At 68.2% G+C, this 20,033-nt stretch carries 17 protein-coding genes and 1 tRNA gene; 9 read left to right on the top strand and 9 right to left on the bottom strand.

Annotated features, from left to right (window positions below; all coding sequences use genetic code 11):
• Window positions 1-10: 10 nt before the first annotated feature.
• Window positions 11-2,146: a chaplin family protein gene (locus ETD85_RS03410; protein WP_138688099.1), complete on the bottom strand. Its 2,136-nt coding sequence runs from the start codon at window positions 2,144-2,146 to the stop codon at window positions 11-13.
• Window positions 2,147-2,401: 255 nt separating this feature from the next.
• On the bottom strand, window positions 2,402-3,043 hold the full coding sequence (locus ETD85_RS03405; protein WP_240778903.1) for a hypothetical protein: 642 nt from the start codon (window positions 3,041-3,043) through the stop codon (window positions 2,402-2,404).
• Window positions 3,044-3,386: 343 nt separating this feature from the next.
• Between ETD85_RS03405 and ETD85_RS03400 the strand changes: the two genes are divergently transcribed.
• Window positions 3,387-3,472 (top strand) — tRNA-Leu (locus ETD85_RS03400).
• Here the strand turns inward: ETD85_RS03400 and ETD85_RS03395 are convergent.
• The 5 genes from ETD85_RS03395 to ETD85_RS03380 all read right to left on the bottom strand — a co-directional run bounded on the left by ETD85_RS03395 (window position 3,454) and on the right by ETD85_RS03380 (window position 8,147).
• On the bottom strand, window positions 3,454-5,112 hold the full coding sequence (locus ETD85_RS03395; protein WP_138688098.1) for a recombinase family protein: 1,659 nt from the start codon (window positions 5,110-5,112) through the stop codon (window positions 3,454-3,456). The genes ETD85_RS03400 and ETD85_RS03395 overlap by 19 nt on opposite strands.
• The gene (locus ETD85_RS62845) at window positions 5,109-5,258 is read right to left on the bottom strand and encodes a hypothetical protein (protein WP_170246478.1); all 150 of its coding nucleotides are present in this window, start codon (window positions 5,256-5,258) and stop codon (window positions 5,109-5,111) included. Before ETD85_RS62845 ends, ETD85_RS03395 begins: the two co-directional genes overlap by 4 nt.
• A gap of 228 nt (window positions 5,259-5,486) precedes the next feature.
• Window positions 5,487-6,341: a TRM11 family SAM-dependent methyltransferase gene (locus ETD85_RS03390; protein WP_170246477.1), complete on the bottom strand. Its 855-nt coding sequence runs from the start codon at window positions 6,339-6,341 to the stop codon at window positions 5,487-5,489.
• A complete protein-coding gene (locus tag ETD85_RS03385) occupies window positions 6,338-7,207 on the bottom strand; it encodes a DNA methyltransferase (protein ID WP_138688096.1) in 870 nt (289 codons plus the stop codon). The genes ETD85_RS03390 and ETD85_RS03385 overlap by 4 nt, the downstream gene beginning before the upstream one ends.
• A gap of 82 nt (window positions 7,208-7,289) precedes the next feature.
• A complete protein-coding gene (locus tag ETD85_RS03380; RefSeq protein WP_138688095.1) occupies window positions 7,290-8,147 on the bottom strand; it encodes a hypothetical protein in 858 nt (285 codons plus the stop codon).
• Window positions 8,148-8,157: 10 nt separating this feature from the next.
• Here ETD85_RS03380 and ETD85_RS03375 point away from each other — a divergent pair, with 10 nt between their 5' ends.
• From ETD85_RS03375 to ETD85_RS03340, 8 genes are all read left to right on the top strand, one after another.
• Entirely contained in the window at window positions 8,158-8,937 is a 780-nt protein-coding gene (locus tag ETD85_RS03375; RefSeq protein WP_138688094.1) for a sigma-70 RNA polymerase sigma factor region 4 domain-containing protein, read from the top strand.
• A gap of 325 nt (window positions 8,938-9,262) precedes the next feature.
• The gene (locus tag ETD85_RS03370; RefSeq protein ID WP_206058055.1) at window positions 9,263-9,511 is read left to right on the top strand and encodes a pilin; all 249 of its coding nucleotides are present in this window, start codon (window positions 9,263-9,265) and stop codon (window positions 9,509-9,511) included.
• A gap of 1 nt (window position 9,512) precedes the next feature.
• Window positions 9,513-10,199 carry a hypothetical protein gene (locus ETD85_RS03365; protein WP_138688093.1) on the top strand — a complete coding sequence of 229 codons (687 nt, stop codon included), beginning with the start codon at window positions 9,513-9,515 and terminating at the stop codon, window positions 10,197-10,199.
• Window positions 10,200-11,081: 882 nt separating this feature from the next.
• On the top strand, window positions 11,082-12,059 hold the full coding sequence (locus ETD85_RS03360; RefSeq protein ID WP_138688092.1) for a PrgI family protein: 978 nt from the start codon (window positions 11,082-11,084) through the stop codon (window positions 12,057-12,059).
• Complete coding sequence (locus ETD85_RS03355; RefSeq protein WP_138688091.1) at window positions 12,056-13,777, top strand: VirB4 family type IV secretion system protein; 1,722 nt, start codon at window positions 12,056-12,058, stop codon at window positions 13,775-13,777. The genes ETD85_RS03360 and ETD85_RS03355 overlap by 4 nt, the downstream gene beginning before the upstream one ends.
• Window positions 13,778-13,839: 62 nt before the next feature.
• Entirely contained in the window at window positions 13,840-16,128 is a 2,289-nt protein-coding gene (locus ETD85_RS03350; RefSeq protein WP_138688090.1) for a type IV secretory system conjugative DNA transfer family protein, read from the top strand.
• Window positions 16,125-17,042 carry a replication-relaxation family protein gene (locus tag ETD85_RS03345; protein ID WP_138688089.1) on the top strand — a complete coding sequence of 306 codons (918 nt, stop codon included), beginning with the start codon at window positions 16,125-16,127 and terminating at the stop codon, window positions 17,040-17,042. The genes ETD85_RS03350 and ETD85_RS03345 overlap by 4 nt, the downstream gene beginning before the upstream one ends.
• Complete coding sequence (locus tag ETD85_RS03340) at window positions 17,042-18,019, top strand: C40 family peptidase (RefSeq protein ID WP_138688088.1); 978 nt, start codon at window positions 17,042-17,044, stop codon at window positions 18,017-18,019. Before ETD85_RS03345 ends, ETD85_RS03340 begins: the two co-directional genes overlap by 1 nt.
• Before the next feature lie 62 nt (window positions 18,020-18,081).
• Here ETD85_RS03340 and ETD85_RS03335 read toward each other — a convergent pair whose 3' ends face one another.
• Together ETD85_RS03335 and ETD85_RS03330 are read right to left on the bottom strand one after the other, a co-directional pair.
• Window positions 18,082-18,318, bottom strand: a complete 237-nt coding sequence (locus tag ETD85_RS03335; RefSeq protein WP_138688087.1) for a hypothetical protein — start codon at window positions 18,316-18,318, stop codon at window positions 18,082-18,084.
• 138 nt (window positions 18,319-18,456) lie between these two features.
• Window positions 18,457-19,422 (bottom strand): hypothetical protein, encoded by a 966-nt coding sequence (locus ETD85_RS03330; RefSeq protein WP_138688086.1) that lies wholly within the window; start codon window positions 19,420-19,422, stop codon window positions 18,457-18,459.
• Between the last annotated feature and the right edge of the window lie 611 nt (window positions 19,423-20,033).

The following is a 20,033-nucleotide window of genomic DNA, read 5'->3' as shown; positions in this document are numbered from 1 at the left end:
GGCGGGTCGCTTACTTCCGGCCGAAGCGGAACCGGCGAGCCGTCCCGAACAGGGTCGCCGAAGCGGCCAGCAGCGAGCCGAGCAGGAGGGCGAGCACGGAGCCCGAGTTCATCCCGGTGACACCGGCCGGCTGGGCGGCGCTCATCAGGCCGATGTTCCCGACGGGCAGGCTGTGGGTGGCGGAGGTCACCGCGCCGCCGACCGGGGTGGAGGCGACCAGCGAGGTCGCGGGGTCGAGCGCGGAGACCGGGCCCGAGGGGCGGGCCCGCCGCCCGGCGCCGTCGCCCTTGGAGGCCGACGCGGACTGGGCGCTCTTCTTCGGCTGGGCAGGGGTCTGCGCCTGGCCGGGCAGGCCCGGCAGCTCGGGCAGCTGCGGCAGGCCGAACGTCGTGGAGGCGTCCTGGACCAGCGGCACCGAACCTGCGGCGTCGCGGACCGCGGGGAGCGCGGTGGAGGCGCCCTCGACGGCGGGCACCGAGGTGGAGGCGCCCTCGATCCCGGGCAGCGAAGTTGTGGCGTCCTTGACCACCGGCAGCGAGGCCGAGGTGTCGCCGACCACGGGCAGCGTGCTCAGGTTCGTGCTCTGGAGCTGCTGGGTGACGCCGCTGACGTCCTTCAGGCCGCCCAGGACGGGAACGGCGGGCAGCGCGGGCAGCAGGCCGCTCTTGGCGGCTGAGGCGTGACCGGCGCTACCGGCGAAGCGGTCGAAGCTGGAGGGCCGCTCGACGCCGGGCCTGCCGACGTTCGCCCCGCCGAGGCATCCGGCCGCGGCGTCGCCCAGGACGGCCACGGCGTTGCCGCAGACGTTGACCGGGGCGGTGATCGGCGCGACGATCTGGTTGCCCGCGAGCACCCCGGCCCTGCCGGAGGTACGGTTGCCGCCCGCGCCCACACCGCCCTGCCAGACGCCGGCGCCGCCCTTGCACTGGGCCCGGGACGCACCGAGCACGGCGGCCGCGTTGCCGCAGATGTTGATCGGCGCGGTGATCGGCGCCACCGCCTGGTTGCCACTCAGCACACCGGCGGCCCCGGAGGTGGTGTTGCCGCCCGCGCCACGCCCGCCGTTCTTGACGTGGGCGCCGCCCTTGCAGCCCGCGAACGCGTGCCCGAGCACGGCGGCCGCGTTGCCGCAGATGTTGATCGGCGCGGTGATCGGCGCCACCGCCTGGTTGCCACTCAGCACACCGGCCGCTCCGGAGGTGGTGTTGCCACCGGCCCCCGAGCCCGCGTGGGTGTTCTCGACCTTGGCGCCGCCCGTGCAGCCGGCCGAGGCGTTGCCCACGGCGTTGCCGCAGGCTTCCACCGGCAGGCTGATCGGCGCGATGACCTGGTTGCCGCTGCCCACTCCGAAACGCCCGTCGGTGTCGTTGCCGCTCGACCCGGCGGCCTGGTGACGGCTCTGGTAGCCGCGTCCGGGCCCGCCGTTGGTGACGGTCGAGCCGCCCCGGCAGCCCGCGAACGCGTGCCCGAGCACCGCCACCGCGTTGCCGCAGATGTTGATCGGAGCGCTGACCGGGGCGATGACCTGGTTGCCGCCGAGCACGCCCGCGTCGCCAGAGGTGCGGTTGCCGCCGGCGCCCACGCCGGTGTTCCAGACGCTGGAGCCGCCCTTGCAGCCCGCCGTCGCGTCGCCGAAGATCGCCACCGCGTTGCCGCAGGCGTTGATCGGTGCGGAGATCGGCGCGGTGATCTGGTTGCCGCCCAGGACGCTCGCGTTCCCGGAGGTACGGTTGCCGCCCGCGCCGCCCTTGCCCTGGGTGCGGACGGTGGACCCGCCCTTGCAGCCGGCGTCGGACTTGCCGAACAGCGAGACGGCGTTGCCGCAGGCGTTGATCGGCGTGCTGATCGGCGCGTTGACCTGGTTGCCGCCGAGCACGCTGGCGTTGCCGGAGGTGCTGTTGGGGATGCCGCCCCTGCGGGAGTTCACGACCTCGGCGCCGCCCTGCGAGGTGGCGTCCGCGCTGCCGGCCGCGGCGACGGAGTTGCCGCTGATGTCGATGGGGATCGAGATCGGCAGGTCGACCTGGTTGCCGCCGCCGACGGACGCGTTGCCCGAGGTGTCGGCCAGCGCGGTGCCGCCGCCGAACGACATGACGGCCACCGCGAGAAGGGCCGCGGGAGTAGATGCCTTTGCCCACGTACGCATGAGAATGCTCCTAGTGGTTCTTGGGGGGATACCTGAACGGTTCGCGGCAGCCCGAAGCCAGGCGCGGTCACGCGCACAGCGGAGACCTCGGGATCGTTCGCGAACTAGCTGAACTGACGTTGTTTCACCCGTCGGCGGAGGGGATGCTTGCCGCGCTCCGCCGCTCGCTGCTGGAGGGACCCGGCGGCTCGTGAGAGCGCCGGCCGGGGTCCTGGGCGGGATCCCTGGACGGGGTCCTGGGGGATCCTGGGGGGATCAGTCAGGTGAGAAAGAGGGGTCGTCCGCCGCTGTGCGGACGACAGGGGGCAGCACGGACGCCAGGATGGCGCGCCGGGCCTGGAGCCGCGGGTCGAACACGGACCTCGCGACATCCCCGGAAGCGGGCCCGAAGGGGCCGCTGCCACCGCCGTTGGGCACCAAACCGTTGGTGTCCAGGATCTTCCCGGCAGTGGATGGTGCTGGCAGACCAGGATCCCGCTGGCTGTTGAGCCCGTCGACCGTGCGCCCGGCCATCGCCTCGGCGTTGTCCGACGCCGAGAGCTCGGGGCCGGCCAGGTCTTGGGAGCGGGGTGTGCCGGCTCCTGCGGCCGCGGACGGATCCGCGGTCGTAGGCACCGCCGCGGACGGATCCGCGGACGGCGCGGTCGCTCCTGTGACCGCGGTGGAATCCGCGACGGCAGGAGCGGCGGTGAGCATGCCGAACAGGAAGGCGAGCAGCCAACCGGCGGCCATCAGGGCGCCCATGGCGACTGCACGCACAACGAGCCGACGGGCACCGGCCGCGAACCGCGCCATCCGGCCCGCCCGATCGGTGCTCGTGTCCTGCTCGCGGGTGGCCACGGGTGGACGGCACGCAGCGAGGGCGATCGCCCTCGACTGCTGCACCGTCTTGCGCACCACGTGATCCTCCCGAGCTCCAGAACCGGCCTCACGTCGTGAGGCCGGTCCGTGGACTCACCCCTCAACGATCCGTAACCGTAGCAGCACCCAAAGTTGCTGCAAGGGCTTTTCACCCGAGACCCAGAAATTGGCCAAGCCCCCGCCACCCAAACCCGCCCCAACTGCCACAAGGCCCTTCCGGGGAGGCCACGAAAGGCCCATCGGGAGCTCCTGGAGGGCCTATTTCGGGGCTCTGGAGGGGTTCGTAGCGGGGACGCGGATTCTTGGTATGACGCACCCCTCAGAGTTTGCTAACCTTACTGAGCCGACGCGGGATGACGGTCTCGCGTGCAGGCACCAAGTCCGGGTGGCGGAATAGGCAGACGCGCTAGCTTGAGGTGCTAGTGCCCAGTGATGGGCATGGGGGTTCAAGTCCCCCCTCGGACACACACCGATCGCACATGTGGGGGTTCCGGTTCAACCCGGGCCTCCACATACTGCTTTTCCGGGTAGTACGTGAGCTTCAACCCGAGCTGGGTGTAGAGCTCGGCCTTGTCGTCCGGGTCCGCTTCTGAAACCAGACGCACCAGATCGCCGACTTCCTCGATCATCGCTCTGATCTCCGCGACACTGATGCGCTGCGCGGTCGGGAGCGCCTTCAGTTCCCCCTCCAGACGGGCTCGTTCGCTCTTCGTCTCGTTGATCCACGAGGAGATCTCGATAGGGTCACCTCCCGCGTCGAGCGCGGAGCGGTACTGGCTGAGCTTTCGATCACACTGTGTCAGCCGCTTTCGCAGGTCGATCAGCGCCGCCTCGCTGGGGTCGATCGCCTGGTCGGCCATCGCCGCGATCGTACGTTCCAGACTGTCCGGACCGAACGCGGTCCCCAGCCAGCCATCGACCTCATCCAGGATCTCCGACTCCCGGAGATAGACGACCTTGGGATGGTCGAGATCGTTGGTGATGGCGTATTGGGCGGGGAAGCGGCACCGATAGTAGGCCTGCTGGTTGTTCCAGTTGCCCTGCATCCGACGCTTGCAGTACCCGCAGAACAGCACCCCTCGGAAGGCGTACGGCCGACGGGTCGGATGTGGGCGGTGATTGAACTGGCCATTCGCCCGTTTGGCAAGGATCTCCTGGACGCGCTGATAGACCTCGACGCTCACGATCGCGTCATGGACTGGCTGCTCCGACCAGATCCACTGGTCCTTGGCGTTCCACCGCTGCTTGGTCGTCGTCCCCAGGGCGACGTTCTCGACGTCCAGCAGGACCTCGTCCTTGCGCTGCTTGTTCCACACCTGGTGGCCGGTGTAGCGCGGATTGGTGAGGATCACCCGGACGGCGTACTTCGACCACGCCCGCTGGTCCCGATGCTTATTCCGCGCCGGGTCACTGGCCGAGGGCGACAAGATGCCCTGCAGAGTCAGGTCCTCGGCGATGTCCAGATAACCGCGCCCCTTGAGGAATTCGCTGTAGATCCACCGCACCACGCGCGAGGTGACCGGATCGGGCGCCAGCCGCCGGAGCCTCCGCCCATCGGCCGCCTTACCGGGGTTCGGGTGCGGACCAGCATCCTGGAGCGTGTACCCGTACGGCGGACGCCCACCGAGAAACCTGCCCTCAGTCGCTGTGATCGCCGCCATCGCGGCCCGTACGCGGATCTTGATACGGTTCCGCTCGCCCTTCGACAGACCGCCGAAGACGCCCATGATCATGTCGTGGGCCTCGTTGGCGGGATCGATGGGGCCGCCGACCTCAGGCACCCACAGCGGTACCCCGAAGTGCTCGAACAACGGGAACGTGAGGCTGTACTGGTTGCCGTAGAACGCCCGCTGCGGCTCCCCGATCACCACCGCGTCGAAGCCTCGACGCGGGTCCTTCAATTCCTCGATCAGCGCCGCCGCGTACGGCCGGAGCTGCCAGGGAATCGAGCGGGACTTGTCGACGTCGAAGAATTCCGCGACGATCTCGCCGCCCCGCGACTCGATCAGCGCCCGCGCCCGATGCAGCTGCCAGGCCCGCGACGCCTCCGGGTCCTGGTTGTCCTCTGTCGACACCCGGCCGTAGAAGCCGAACCTGATCGTCATTTCTCCTGCTCCTTCACGGTGTGCGGCTGCTTCACGCGGGCGACGGCCTTGAGCAGGATCCGGAGCAATACGCCCGCCGCGCCGGGGGTGAGTCTGAGCTCCTCCCCCGGCACGACCAACCGCAGCCCGCTACCCGCGCCGTTCACGCCCCGCCCCGGCTCGGAACGAGTCCCCGCGCCCACCGGCGACCGATTTGGGCCCTACGTGCCCGACCGCCCCGGCGGCCCTACATGACCGCTCGCCTCGACGACCGATGTCAATCACCGCCTGGACACGAACCCCCGCCCCTCGAGCCGCTGACGGCCATACACAACCTGTGGACAACGAGTCCAGGCATCGCTCGCCGCAGTCCCTACCGCCATAGAAGGTCGCCCTCATCCCCGGCCATCCCCTGTGCGGAGAATGAGAAGGTCCTCGTGCGCCACGGCACACACCGGCCGCCCCTTCTCTTGGTTCCTCCACGCCTCCAGCATCTGGAAGAACGATGCTCGGTTGATCAGCCGACCGTCCCGGACCCCACACAGCAGTGCCGCCAGGCGGTGCGTGAGCACCAGGCCAGCTGCCTCTGCGGTATCGATGACCTGTCCAGGCAGATCAACAAGGTGTCCGTTCACCCGGATCGGCCGAACCGTGATCGCGACGACTCCGTCGGGCCTCAGCAGCTCCCCGCACCGAGCGAGGATCTGTCCGAAGCCCTCCATCAGCTGGGGCAACCGCTGGTGGGCGAGATTGCGCTTGTCTGTGGAGTACCGGTGATTCGACTTCTGCACCGGCCCGCCGCCTTCCCGGCTTCCGCACCGGACATGACCGTGCGTCCGCACCCCGTAGGGCGGAGAGGTCAGCACCAGCGCCGCCATGCCCTGAAGGTCCCCGAACACCGTTGCGATGTTCCGCGCATCCCCACAGGCCACCCGGGCGAATCCTGTGGCGCCTTGAGAGCGGGCGTGCTGAACGTTGGCGGCAGTGAGGCCGGCGAAGTCAGCCTCGTACTCCATCCCCGCAGCGTGCCGCCCCAGATGCACCGCCTCTACCAAAGTGGTCCCGATTCCGCACATCGGATCCAGCACCAGATCCCCCGGCTCGGTGAATGCGGAGATGACATGGGCGGCGATCGACGGAAGCATCTTGCCCGGATGTCTCATCGACTCTGGGACATACCGACCGCGCCGCTGTACCCGCGACTGAAGCTGCCCCGTGGCCAGCACCGACGACAGGACACTCTCGCTCATCGACCACCTCCGCCGGGACGAGCGAACAGGCAGACATCCGCATGCACCGACACCACCGGCGGCAGCTCCGCAGACTGAGCTCGGCGAAGCTGTGCCAGCTCCGCCGGGCCGGTCTGAACAACTAGCGTGTCGCCCTCGACGGGCACACGTACTGCGATGACGTGCTGCACGTAGGCAAGCCCCGCAGCGGCCGCGCGCCGGATGATCCCCGGAGCCAAATCTATGAGCCTGCCACGCTCGTGGCGCGCTGTCGTGATCACTGCCAGGTGTCCGCCGGGCGTGAGAGCACACCGTGCATCCTCCAGGAACCGACCGAGCTGGGGCATCGCCAACGTAGGCTGCTCCGTCCTGCATGAAGGACATGACGTCGGCCCCGAGCCGACTGCCCATCCGGCCTCGGGATAGAACGGAAGAGCTGCAATCAGCAACTCGACCTTGCCCTCGAAGCCGGACAGCGCTTCCCGCATCTCATGCGGCCCGTGTGGACGCAGCCTCACCGCCGCCCGCTGCTCCGCGGTGAGTTCCTCCCGAAAGCGACCGACCAGGTGCTGAGCGACCGGGAGACGCGGAACGAAACCGATCCCCAACCGCCCCATCTCCGCCGCTGCGACGAGCACGGTCTCGCCCGTCGTGAAGACATCCGCGACGACCCCGCCCGGGCGAGTGCAGGCGTCGATCAAATGCCGCGCCAGTTCCCGCCCCACAGCCTGGCGATGCCGGCCGCACATTGCTTCGCCCGCACACGGGCTGTCCTTGGCCCTGGCCGTTTCGGTCGTGGTGTCAGAACACAGCCACACCGAGAGTGGCACCAGCCGCCTTTCGGCAGCCCGCGAGCCTCTCGGCCGCGATCCCTGGTTCTTGCTCATCTACGGTGACCCGCGACGGTCACCCGTTCCCATGCACTGAAACACCAGCTGATCGGCGCCAGTTGGAACCGCTCGCGCCTCCTTAGCCGTCTTCTCCAGACACGGTCTCGGAGTCCTGCTGCGCTGCCCTCCACTTATCGTGAAGTCGCCTGCGCACCACATGGCCGGGCCATGTGCACACTGCTTGAGGTTCGACGCGCTCGACGGCCATGGCAAGCGCGTACCCACGACGAACCGGGTCACCAGGCGGAGGCACGGAGCTGTACCGGCTGTATTCGGTGCTCGGCACATCCCACACCAAGATCCGCCACTCGGTGTCGCATTCGTCTTCGAACAGGTAGTAGTCCACTGCTCCCGGAGCGACGACGATCAGATGATTCAAGTACGCATCGAAGGTCGCACGGGCGAAGCTGAGGGGGCTTCCTGCTATGTCATCCTCCACGCCGCTTCCCGCCACCCCATCATCGGCGGCTCCATAGTCGAGGACCCAGGACCACTTCCTGTCGAGCTTGTCCCTCGTCTGGATCACGAAGGCGTACTGATTGCCAGCCGAATCCATCCTCCGAGTGTGGCCAAAGCTGACCACCACGTCGCCAGCAGCCTCGAAATGCCCATGCCTAGTGACAACACTCTGGCGGTGAAGGAGGAGTGTGGACGGCGGGCGATAGACCGCCCGTTCGCCCGCTCCGTCAAGGGCGCGACGGCTTGACCTGATCTTGCACGACCCTCCTCGGGAGAGCGGATACCAGCAGGTCAGATACGACTTCGCCAGCTTGGCGAGACCTATGAGCGCATTCTCGATGCCTTGCCATTTCCGCTGTTCAGAAGCCTGATAGGAGCTCCCGCGGCGGTTCATGGTGTCCGCGCTTCTGCTCCTGGCGGTTCCGGTTCTTCCCATCCGGTGGTCGAGACCTTGATCGACCAATCCGACCTGACCCACGGGGGACACCATGACCGTCGATCTGCAGGACACAACAGCCTCGAAGAGCTTCAGTCAGAACGCTCTCAGCGCGGCGGACAAGGCGTTCCGCCTCCTGGTCACCGATCCAAATCCGCTCTCGGTAGATGGCCGTTCCATCGGGTGTGGGCTCCCTCGGCGGCCAATCCATCTCGGTGAACTGAAGAACCTGCTGCTCACGCCTCAGGCCGACGACGAGCTGAAGGACGCCGTCTGGGTGCATCTTGTACGGCGTTCACGATCCGACGGTCCGGCGTGGGTCATCGGGTGTGTTGGGATGGCGATGCCAGGGCTGAAGAACCTAGCCGCGAGGACCACGCAGGCCTGCCCTGCCCATGTGGTCGACGACATCGTCTCTGAGATGGTGACGAACTTCGTCGCGCAGCTCCGTCGGATCGATCTCGACCGGCCGAACATCCTGCCTCGGCTGCTGATGTGGGCGCGGAAGGGCGCGCTTCAGGTTCGGGCGCGTGAGCTCGCCTCGATCGAGATCTGCGCCGAGACGCCGGAGCAGGTGGTCCTGGATACGGAGCCGTTCATGGTGCTCGCCGAGGCCGTCCGGTGTCGTGTCATCACCGCGGACGAAGCGAAGCTGATCAACGCGACACGGTTGGAGGGCCAGGCGTTGCGGGCGTACGCCGGGCGCTTGGGGGTGCCGGCGGATCGGCTGTACAAGCGGCGGCGAGCAGCGGAGACACGGCTGGCAAGGGCGATCGAGGAGGGTCAAGTCTCGGTCAGCTACGACGGGCAGGGCTCCAATTCCGGGGGCTGAGTCGGTGGTTCATCAATGTCAGCCGTGATCACGGCTCGGGGCGGAGATCTGGGGGGCGGTTGCCCGTTCCCATCGAGTTCATCGTCCCTCGTCCCTTGAAGGAGGACACCCATCCCGGCCCGCTCCGGGCTCGTGATCACAGCTGGCTTTCCGTTCAGGACCTCTCGTCTGGGGGAGCCATCTCATGAAGTCGTCTCGGCCGTGTCCGTTGTTCGTTTTCCGGGTTCCAGCAGGTACGAGCTGGATCCGGCGTGGTGCCGCGTCGTTGGTCTGGACAGCCGGTTGTCTGGGGGCCGCGCTGACCGTGCCGGGAGTCGCCGAGGCGATGACCAAGCTGGCCTCCGCCTCGCTCGATCAGGTCATCACCAACCTGCGCAACGTGGTGATCGGGCTGCTTGTCGGCCTCGCCACACTGTTCTTCACCATCGGCGGAGTCCGCTACATCCTGGCCGGCGGAGACCCCGCAGAGGTCGAGGCGGCCAAGAAGACGCTGCGCTACGGGGCGCTCGGATTCGGGGTGGCGATGCTTGCCCCGGTCCTGGTGGAAATCCTTCAGCGGATTGTGGGCTCCTGACGTGGCGGCCCTCACCCGCCTCAGAGCGTTCGGGCTGATCGCCCTGCTGGCGGTCGGCGCGGCACTCAGCTCGGCGCTGCTCAGCGGGCCCGCGGTCGCCGCGCCTCCCACACCCGCGCCGACTCCCACGCCTTCTGCCACGCCCAGCCCGGCGCCTTCTACGGTCAGCCCACCAGAGTCGGACTGCGGCTTCATCGATGTGGCGTGCAAGACGCGTCAGGCGGTGGACGAGTGGTTCACACATCTCGTGGAGTCGGCGACCAAACCGGTGTTCGAGATGCTCGGATCGACCGTGCTGGCGACGCCGGAGCTGGACTCCCCGCAGATGGCGCGAGCCAAGCAGCTCTGGGAGCTGTCGCGGACGATAGCGAACACGTGCTTCGTGCTGCTCGTGACGATCGCGGGCGTGATGCTCATGGTCGGGCAGGCACTGCCTGGTGGGATCTCGGCGCGGGAACTACTGCCGCGGCTCGTGTGGGCGTTCCTGGCCGCGAACCTGAGCCTGATCGCGATCAAGTACGCGATCACTCTGGCGAACGGGCTGAGTCAGGCGTTCCTCGCCGACGGGGCCGACCGAATCGATCCGGAGCTCGTGTTCGATGCGATCAAGAAAGCGGCTCTCGCGGGGATCATCCTAAAGGCGTCTTCTTCGCGATCGTCGCGCTCGTGGTGGTCGTCCTGGCGGTAGGTGTGCTGTTCACCTACATCGTCCGCCTCGCGCTCACGATGGTCGTGATCGTGGCCGCGCCTCTTGCGTTGATCTTGCACGCACTGCCGATGACGGAGGGGCTCGCCCGGCTGTGGTGGCGGGCGTTCACGGGGCTGCTGGCGATTCAGATGTGCCAGTCGCTCGTGCTCGTCACCGCGCTGCAACTGATGTTCTCCGCCAACCCTGCTGACGACGACTCGTTCTGGATCTCGAGCACGGCGGACATGACCGATCTGCTCATGGCCATAGGCCTGCTGTTCGTCCTGCTCAAGATTCCCGGATGGGTGGCGCGGACCATCTGGCAGGCGAGCAAGCCCCGGACGCTCTCGCGTCTGGTCAAGTCCCTGATCATCTATCGCGGGCTGGGCATGCTGCTCGGCAAGGGGTTCAGTGCCGCCCGCGCGGCGCGTCGTCCCAAGCCGCCGAAGCCCCCTTCTCCTCCCAACGGCGGCGGAGGTGGGCCCAGTGGTCCCCCTGGTGGGGGTCCGGGTGGTGGTCCCGGTAGGCGGGGGCCGAACGCGGGTGGGCCCCGTGCGGGGACGCCGCGCGCCCCGCGTCGGCCACCGGGGATGGCCGCCAGCGGCCGCCCTGGCGGCCGTAGCGCGGGGGTTCATCGTTCGTCCCCGGGTGGACGCCCAGCGCGTCCCCACGGGCCAGGAAACGGCGTGGGAAACCCCCTGGCCCCCGTCGACCCCCCACAGCCGCAGCCGGTATGGCTTCACCGGCCTGTCGTCCGTCGCGATCGGCCGCCGAACGGTGCCGTCCCGTTCGAGTCGCCCACGGCTCGTCGTTCATCGCGCCGCCCTGCACAAGTCGCGCTGCGGCTCCTAACGCCTCGTTCACAAGGAAAGGCAGCGCGTCGTGCGCCACGCAAGTAGAGAACAGCTGGTAGCCAAGATTCCGGCCGATGTGGAGATGCCGGACAAGCTCTTCGCGAATCTGACAGTTCGGCAAGTCGCGATCCTGGCCGGTACCGGGGTGCTGGCTGCCTGGGTGTACCTCATGGCCGGTGACCGATTGCCCGTCCCGGTGCTCGTCGCGATCGTCCTGCCGATGATCGCCTGTGGATGTGCACTGGCGCTCGGCAGGCGAGACGGGCTCAGTCTCGATCGGCTCGTCCTCCACGCCTTCACCCACCTGCGACGGGATCGCAAGCTCGTCTCAGCAGAGGAAGGGGTTCTCCCGCCTCCGGCCTGGTGCCGAGTTCGCGGCCGGCTTCCGGGTGCGCTGCGGCTCCCTGTCCGGGCGATTCGTGAGGACGGAGTCCTGGAGCTGGCCGAAGGCGGAACCGCGGCGGTCGTCCGTGCCGGGACCGTGGCGTTCGGGCTGCGGACCAGCGAGGAGCAGGCGGCGTTGGTCGGGGTGTTCGCCGGGTGGCTGAACTCGCTGGACTCGCCCGTGCAGATCCTTCTGCAGGCCCGCCCGGTCGACCTGTCCGCCCTCGCCGGAGTGATCAACGACGAGGCCGGGAATCTGGCCGATCCAGCGCTGGAGCAGGCGGCACGCCGGCACGCCGAGTTCCTCACCGATTTGAGCGCCACCCGAGATCTGCTGACCCGCGATGTCCTGATCGTCGTTCGCCATCAAGACGCCGAGCAACCACCCGGGTGGGCGCGAAGGGCCCGGCGTACGGCTCGTCGGGACAGTTCGGCGGCCATCGTGACTCGCCGCGCGGAGGAGACCGTGCGTTTCCTGCTCGGTCTCGGTGTTCACGCCTCGATCGTGGATGCCGATCAGGCTCGCGACTTGCTCGTGCGGTCGCTGTCGCCTCGTCATCCGGAACCGGTCGGAGTCGCCCGCCCCGAGGAGCCGATCACGCTTGGAGAAGAGACTCGATGAGATTCGCCCGACTCGCCAAGGCAACCGCGGACCTGGCCAAGGCCACCGCCGCTCTGCCCGGCCCGTCCTCGTTGAAGATCAATGCCCGCTCGGTCGAGTTTCCCGACGGAGTCTGCGCGTCGTTCGCGATCGCCGGATACCCCCGCGAGGTCGGCGCGGGCTGGCTCGAACCGCTGATCGGCTATCCAGGTCACCTCGACGTGTCTCTGCACATCGAGCCCGTACCTCCGCTGATCGCGGCTCAGCGTCTGCGCCGCCAGCTCGCACGTCTGGAGTCCGCCTCCGCGGGTGCCCGGACACCGGACTTCGCGGCCGAGGCGGCGGCCGACGACGCCGCAGAGCTGGCCGCATCCCTCGCCCGGGGACACGGGCGTCTGTTCCGGGTCGGCCTCTATCTCACCGTCCACGCCGCAGACTCCGAAGAGCTGGACGCGGAGGTCCAGCACGTCAAGGCGCTGGCGGCCTCGCTGCTGCTCGACGCGCACCCGACGACGTTCCGGGCGATGCAGGGCTGGACGGCAACGCTTCCGCTCGGAACCGACACGCTGAAGACGCGCCGGACCTTCGACACCTGGGCGCTCGCTGCGGCCTTCCCATTCGCCTCACCGGATCTGCGCCCCCGGCTCGGCGATGCGCCGGTGCTGTTCGGGCTGAACGCGTACTCCTCCGGTGTCGTGCTGTGGGACCGGTTCGCCCACGACAACTACAACTCCGTGACGATCGCCCGGTCGGGGGCGGGCAAGTCGTACTTCACCAAGTTGGAGGTGCTGCGGCTGCTGTTCCATCAGGTAGAGGTATGCGTCGTCGACCCCGAAGACGAATACCGCCGCCTGTCGGAGGCCGTCGGCGGAACCGTCCTCGGTCTCGGTACACCGGGTGTCTGTTTCAACCCCTTCGATCTGCCCGCCTCCGCCGAGGACGACGCGCTCGACCGACGCGCGATGTTTCTCCAGACCCTTGTCGGAACCATGCTGGGCGAGCCACTCACCGCCGCGACGAAGGCCATCCTGGACAAGGCGGTGATCGCCACTTACGCCGCCAACGGCATCACCTCCGACCAGCGCACGTGGAAGCGTCCTGCGCCACTGCTCGCCGATCTGGCCACGATGCTGGACGCCACCGACGCGCCGGAGGCGTCCGAACTGGCCACACGACTCTCCCCGTACGTGTCCGGTTCCTACCGGAGCTTGTTCTCCGGTCCGACAACCACCCGCCCGGACGGCCACCTGATCGTGTTCTCCCTGCGGGACCTGCCTGAGGAGACCCGACCGGTCGGGATGCTCCTGGCACTGGACGCGATCTGGCGGCGTGTCTCCAATCCCGTTGACAGGCGACGCCGCCTGGTCGTGGTCGACGAGGCATGGACCCTCATGCGCGAGAACGAGGGCGCGAGGTTCCTCTACCGGCTCGCCAAGTCCGCCCGCAAGCACTGGGCCGGCCTCGCCGTCGTCACCCAGGACGCTGCTGACCTGCTCGGCTCCAACCTCGGCAAGGCCGTCGTCTCCAATGCCAGTACGCAGGTCCTGCTGCGGCAGGCTCCGCAGGCCATCGAGGAGATCGCCGAGGCTTTCGACCTCACCGAAGGAGAACGGCGCTTCCTGCTGTCGGCCGGCCAGGGAGAGGGCCTGGTCTGCGGGGGTGTTGGAGATCGTGCCGCCTTCGTCGCTGTCGCCAGTGCGTCGGAGCACGCGCTCGCCACCACGGACCCGGCCGAGTGATTCCCTACCTTCCGGATCCGTCCCTCTGCGGAGCCGTGATCGGTGGTGTCATCGCCCTCGTCGTGGCCGAAGCCATCGTCTGGCGATGGCGCAACGCGCGCTTCGCCCGTCACGCTCGGCTGGTCGAGATCGCAGTGCCGCCGCACGTCGAGCCCGGCAGCGCCGCTGCCTGGTGGTCGCAGGTGATGGGGCTGACCGCACCACGCTGGAAGCGCGTCCTGTTCGGCCAGCCTCACCTCGCCTGGGAGTACGTGGCCGATGCTGCTGGCGTTCGGGTGCAGTTGTGGGTGCCTGGTCTCGTTCCACCCGGGCTTGTGGAGAAGGCGATCCGGTCGGCCTGGCCCGGCGCGGCGGCGACCACCAGCCCCGCCGGACCTCCTACACCGCGAGGTGTCACGACTTCGCGTGGTCGGATGATCCTGGCTCGGCCTGATCACTACCCGCTCACGGCCACGCATGGCAACGACCCGTTGCGTGCGCTTCTCGGGGCTTTGTCGGGGCTGCGCCAAGGTGAGCACGCTGCCGTCCAAGTTCTGGTCCGTCCCGTGACAGGGCGGCGGCTGTCGGCCGCCCACCGCGCCGCCTCCGCGCTGAGGAACGGCAGGTCCAGCAGCCTTCGCGCCGACTTGTTCGACGTCATCACGCCGGGCGGCCTCAATCGCGCCCGGCCTGGCGAGCTGTCCCGCATGTTTCCCGAGCGCGCAGAGGAGATCCGCGCCATCCTCGCCAAGGCGAGCCAGTCACGCTTCGCCGTCCAGATCTCCTACATCGTCACGAGTGACCGACCCGACGCCCGGGAGCGTCTACGTGGTCGAGCCCACGAGATCGCCGCCACCTTCGCGCTGTACGCCTCCGGCCACCAATACCTCCGGCGCCTACGCGGACCAGATCTCCCTGGCCGCATGAGACATCGGCGTATGAACTCCGGTTACCTCCTGGCCGTCGACGAGCTGGCCGCACTCGCTCACCTGCCCTACGACCAAGCCGCTCCAGGCATCGCCCGAGCCGGGGCGCGCCCCATCCCACCAGCGCCCGACATCCCCACGTACGGTCATGATGTCCGGGTCCTGGGCGATGCCGAGACCGGCCACCCGCGCCCGGTAGGGGTCACGGTGGCCTCGGCGCGCCAGCATCTGCATGTCCTCGGCCAGACCGGTGTCGGCAAGTCCACCTTCCTGGCCAATCTCATCCTTTCCGATGCCCACGCCGGCCGAGGAGCCCTCGTCATCGATCCCAAGGGGGATCTGATCGACGACGTCCTCGACCGCCTCCCCGAACGCGCCATCAAGCGGACCGTCCTGTTCGACCCGGCCGAGTCGGGCAAGCCACCGTGCTTCAACGTCCTGGCCGGGCCGGACCCGGCGTTCGCGGTCGACTCGATCGTCACGATCTTCCATCGGTGCTTCGCCTCGTCCTGGGGACCGCGCCTGGACGACCTCATGCGCTCGGCCTGCCTCACCCTGGTACGGATTCAGCGCGAGCGCGCGACCCTCGCCGACGTGCCCAAGCTCCTCACAGACACCCCGTTCCGCGCCCGGATCGTCGGCCGGCTCGACGACGAGCTGCTGCGAGGTTTCTGGTCCGCGTATGACGAGTTGTCCCCCGCCGCCCGCGCCTCGGTGATCAGTCCCGTCATGAACAAGCTCCGAGCCGTCCTGTTGCGCCCGTTCGTCCGGGACGCGCTCTCCGGAGGAACCTCCACGTTCGACCTGGCCCGCACCCTGGACACCGGCGGCTTGGTCCTCGCCCGCCTCCCGAAGGGCGTCCTCGGCGAAGATGCCGCACGTCTCTTCGGCTCGCTTCTTCTCGCCCATACCTGGCAAGCCATCACTCCTCGGGTTCGCCTGCCGGAGCACGAACGCCGAGACGCCGCCGCTTACATCGACGAGGCTCAGAACTTCCTCAACATGCCCATATCGGTCAGCGATCTCCTGGCCGAGGCCCGCGCCTACCGCTTCTCGCTCACCCTCGCCCACCAACATCTGTCTCAGCTGCCCAAGGACCTCCGCGAGGCCGTTTCCGCCGATGCTCGCAACAAGGTCTACTTCACCACGTCTCCGGAAGACGCCCACGACCTCGCCCGCCACGTCGGCCCCATACTCACGGCACACGACCTGTCCCACCTGGGCGCTTACCAGGCCGCTGGACGAGTCATCACCGGCGGAGGAGGGCCGTCACCGGCGTTCACCTTCCGAACCCGTCCCCTCCCCGATCCCGTGCCCGGCCGTCAAGAAGCCGTCAGGGCCGCTTCGCGTGCGGCGTATGCCCGCCCCGAGACCACCGCCGCGAGCAAGCCGAAGGTCCGCATCCCGACCGACCCACGCCGAGCCCACGAGGAGGGCACCCAATGACTCGACCCAACGCACCTCGCCGTCTGCTTCCTTCCCGGCACCAGCGCGCCCGAGTTGGTCAGGCTCTCATCGCCGGCCTCGCCGAACGCCTGACGCCACGGGATGCCGAGATCCTCGACGCCGTCTGGGAGCACCGCGTCCTCACCACCGACCAACTCGCCGCGATCTTCTTCCCAAGCGTCCACCGAGCCCGTCATCGCCTCCTGGACCTCTACGAGCTACGTGCCCTGGACCGCTTTCGTCCCTGGGCCCCTACCGGGAGCCGCCCCTGGCACTGGATTCTCGGCACCACCGGTGCTCATCACTTGGCCGCCCAGCGCGGCATCACTCCTGCTGCGCTCCGCTACCGTCCCGATTCGGCCGGCGCGATCGCCTTCTCATCTCGTCTGACGCACCAGATAGGCGTGAACGAGTTCTTCGCTCAACTTCACGCCACGGCCCGCCGTCGAGCTGACGGATCCGAGGTGGCCGAATGGTGGCCTGAACGCCGATGCGCCGCCCTATGGGGTGATCTTGCCCGTCCGGACGCCTTCGGCCGCTGGACCGAGTCCAGCCCGACCGGCAAACCGGACACGATCGACTTCTTCCTTGAACACGACACCGGTACCGAGCCGCTGTCCCGCGTCCTGGCTAAACTCGACGGCTACGCCGCCCTCGCCGAAGCAACCGGAATCACGACGCCCGTTCTCTTCTGGTTTCCGAATCCCACGCGGGAGGCCAACTTCCGTAAGCTCCTGACGGCCTCCAGCGTGCCCGTCGCCACGGCCGTCCACACTCCCGCTGTAGCCCCTGACGGCCCCGCTGGACCCATATGGCTACCGTCCGGATCAGCGAGTCCCCGCCGCCGCCTGATCGGCCTGCGGGGCGCATGGGCCCAGGTAGATGCCGCTGACCCCAACCGCGTCATCGCGTAATGCCGGTCATCACCGCCACGGCGATCGGGGCCTTCGCCCTGATCGCCGTGCTTCTCAGCGTGCTCGCGACCGCGCTACCGGGTTATGACGCTCCAAACGCTTCCTGCGGTACGTCCGCGCCCACCGACATCCCGCCCCTCTACCTCGATCTCTACCAGCAGGCCGCCGCTCGCTATGGCATCCCTTGGACCGTCCTGGCAGCAGTCGGCGAGGCCGAATCCGACCACGGCCGAGGCACCGGACCTGGAATCCTCAACGGCACCAACCACGCCGGAGCGGCCGGACCGATGCAGTTCATGCCAACCACCTGGCACTCCTACGGGGTTGACGGTAACGCCGACGGACGCAAGGACGTCTACGACCCGGCCGACGCCATCCCGGCCGCAGCCGATCACCTGCGCCGCAATGGCGCCCCAGCCAACCTGGAACAGGCTCTCCTGCGCTACAACCACGATCCTGCGTACGTCGCCAAGGTCCTACGTCTGGCCGAGTCCTACGCCACAGCCACCGCAGACTCTGCCTGCACGCCACTGGCAATCGACGGAACTGGGCACAGCGCGGCGGCGATAGCAGCAGCATCCCGGTGGCTTGGCACCCCCTACTCGTACGGCGGCGGTGGCCTCGACGGCCCCACCCGAGGGATCGGACAGGGCGCGAACATGGTCGGCTTCGATTGCTCCGGCCTCACCCGCTATGCCTGGCACCAGGCCGGAACAGCTCTGCCGCGCACGACGACGGAACAGTGGCGTGCTCTCCCCCACGTTCGGCCCGGCGAGCAGCTACCTGGAGACCTCGTGTTCTTCCAAGGGGCCGACGGGGGCCCCGACCATCCCGGGCACGTCGGCCTCGTCCTGGACGGAGACCGCATGATCGAAGCCCCACGCACCGGCGAGCGCATCCGTGTCAGCAGCTACACCGATCGCCAGGACATCGTCGGTTACGCCCGGCCGATGAGCATCACTAGGTCCGGGCCGTAGGGCTAGGAATGAGGGCGGGCGTGTCAGCCGTGGCCGACACGCCCGCCCTCCTGTGCCGTGTGTCAGATGTCGCCGCCGCGTAGGCGGCACCTGCGCTCGTCCGCCGGATCCAGAAGGATCGCGGGCAGCTTCTCCATCCTTAGGTCGAGGGCACGGTGTATGCGGTGCCAGCCGTCGATCACCAGGCGGTTGCCGGGAGGCAGGGCGCATGGGAGCGGGACGACCAAGAGGGGTTTGGTCAGGTCCACCGTCGCGGCGTGGTCAGGGTCGATGCGGATGAGGTCCTTGACACCGATCAACGTCCGGATAGCAGCCGGGCGTACTGGGTGGCGTCGGGCCAGGCGAGTGGCCAGGTCTACATCCCATGCCCACCCGAGGAGGGTGAACATCTCATCGGACATGGTTTCTCCTCACGTCAGGGCCATAGAGGCCACTCACTAGGCCTCCTGAGACCTGGCCGCACGGAAGCGGTTGGGGCCCTCGCTGACGAGCTCGGCCTCACCGGTGCGGGCGAGGGTGTCGAGGGCGTTGGCGACCGCTCCGGAAGACCGGCCGAGCACCTTCGCGATCTCGTTCGCGGTGAACGCCAGGTCGGGATGCTTCGTCAGATGGGCGACGACGTCCGGGCGCAGCGGCCGAGGGGCGCTGCGGTCGCCGCGCGAGGAGCCCCATGTGCTGGTGGTCTTGGGCTGACTCGTACGGGCGGCCTTACGCACATCTGCGGTGCCGGTGTAGATGGCCTCCAGGCCCTTGGTGAAGGCCGTTTCGTCGTCGGACAGAAGGGCCGCGTAGGTAGTGGTCACGGCATTGAGGAGATCGGTCAGGGCGCGTCGCGTGTCCTCGACCGTGCGGGCCTTGGCCAATGCCTCGGCGGCCTGCTGGCGTCGGGCTTCCTCCTCAGCCTGCGCTTGGGCCAGCTGTGCCTCGGCGAGCGCGCGACGGTCGGCTTCCTGTTCCAGAATGCGCATCGCCTCCTGGAGGGAGATCGTGGGTGTCTGAGCGTTGGTTCGATCTGGGGTGGCCTGAGCCTCCTGAGCGGCTGATTCAGGGGCGTCCGGAACCGCTGACGCCACGGTGCTCTCGTCGGGTGTTGTGGGCGTGTCGGTCGTTGTCGTAACCGTGTCGTTCTGGCTCTTGGCGTGGGCGATGATCGGGGCCCAGGTATCGGGTAGGGCGCGCCCGTCCTCGGAACGCCCGCCCGGCGTGCGGACCGCGTGACCTGCCTCAGCGAACGCCGTAAGGGCTTTGGTGGCGGTCGGCCGAGAGACACAGGCGGCCTCGGCGATCGCTGCGATGGAGGCAGAAGGCGTTGCCTTCAGCGCCGTCCACACCTTGCCCGCCGTACCTTCGGGGTGAAATTCCACCGAGGCGCCACTCGTCTCGGACGTCATTTTCATCGCCATTCTTTCTCCTCCGGCTTGGCTTTGCGGCCCCGAATTGACGGGGCCTAATTCGTTCGTACACAACGACTATTTCTCAACCCCAAACGCAAAGCAAGCCGATCCGGCGACGCTTGGGTAAAAACAATGGACTCGCGAACATCGAATCTGGCAATGATCTCTCCGCATTGCTATGCCCCAGCCCATTAACCCCAGCGCAATCAGGGGCCGCCCACGGCAGGCCAGAATGCAGAGCCAAAGAATCCAGGGAAGGGCTCGCACGGGCCAATAGATGGAGGAATCAATGGAGGCAGTGGCAGCAGCACGGCCGGATCGCTTCGAGTTATCGACTCGTAAGGCGAGTCGGGCGGGCCACCGGTACCCTGCACGACCGCACTCACGTGCGCCCGGCCGGTAGCGCGAGGGTGCCGATCAAGACGGCAGGACGATCGGCAGAGCGATCGGCGCACCGACCGGCGGGACGATCGACAGCGCGCAAAGGAAGCGCAAGGAAGGTCCGCGCTTCAGGGAAGCAGGTCTTCCTGCGCGTAGGGCGGGTCGTACTCTAAGGGAGTGGGACCAGCCGGATAGCAGCCGGTTGGTCCCACTCTTCGTGGGCGTTCACCCGGCCCGAA

Source organism: Nonomuraea zeae (assembly GCF_005889725.1).
GTDB classification, from domain to species: Bacteria; Actinomycetota; Actinomycetes; order Streptosporangiales; family Streptosporangiaceae; genus Nonomuraea; species Nonomuraea zeae.
Note: the sequence above shows the minus strand (reverse complement) of the source record. Positions and strands in the feature narration are given on the sequence as shown.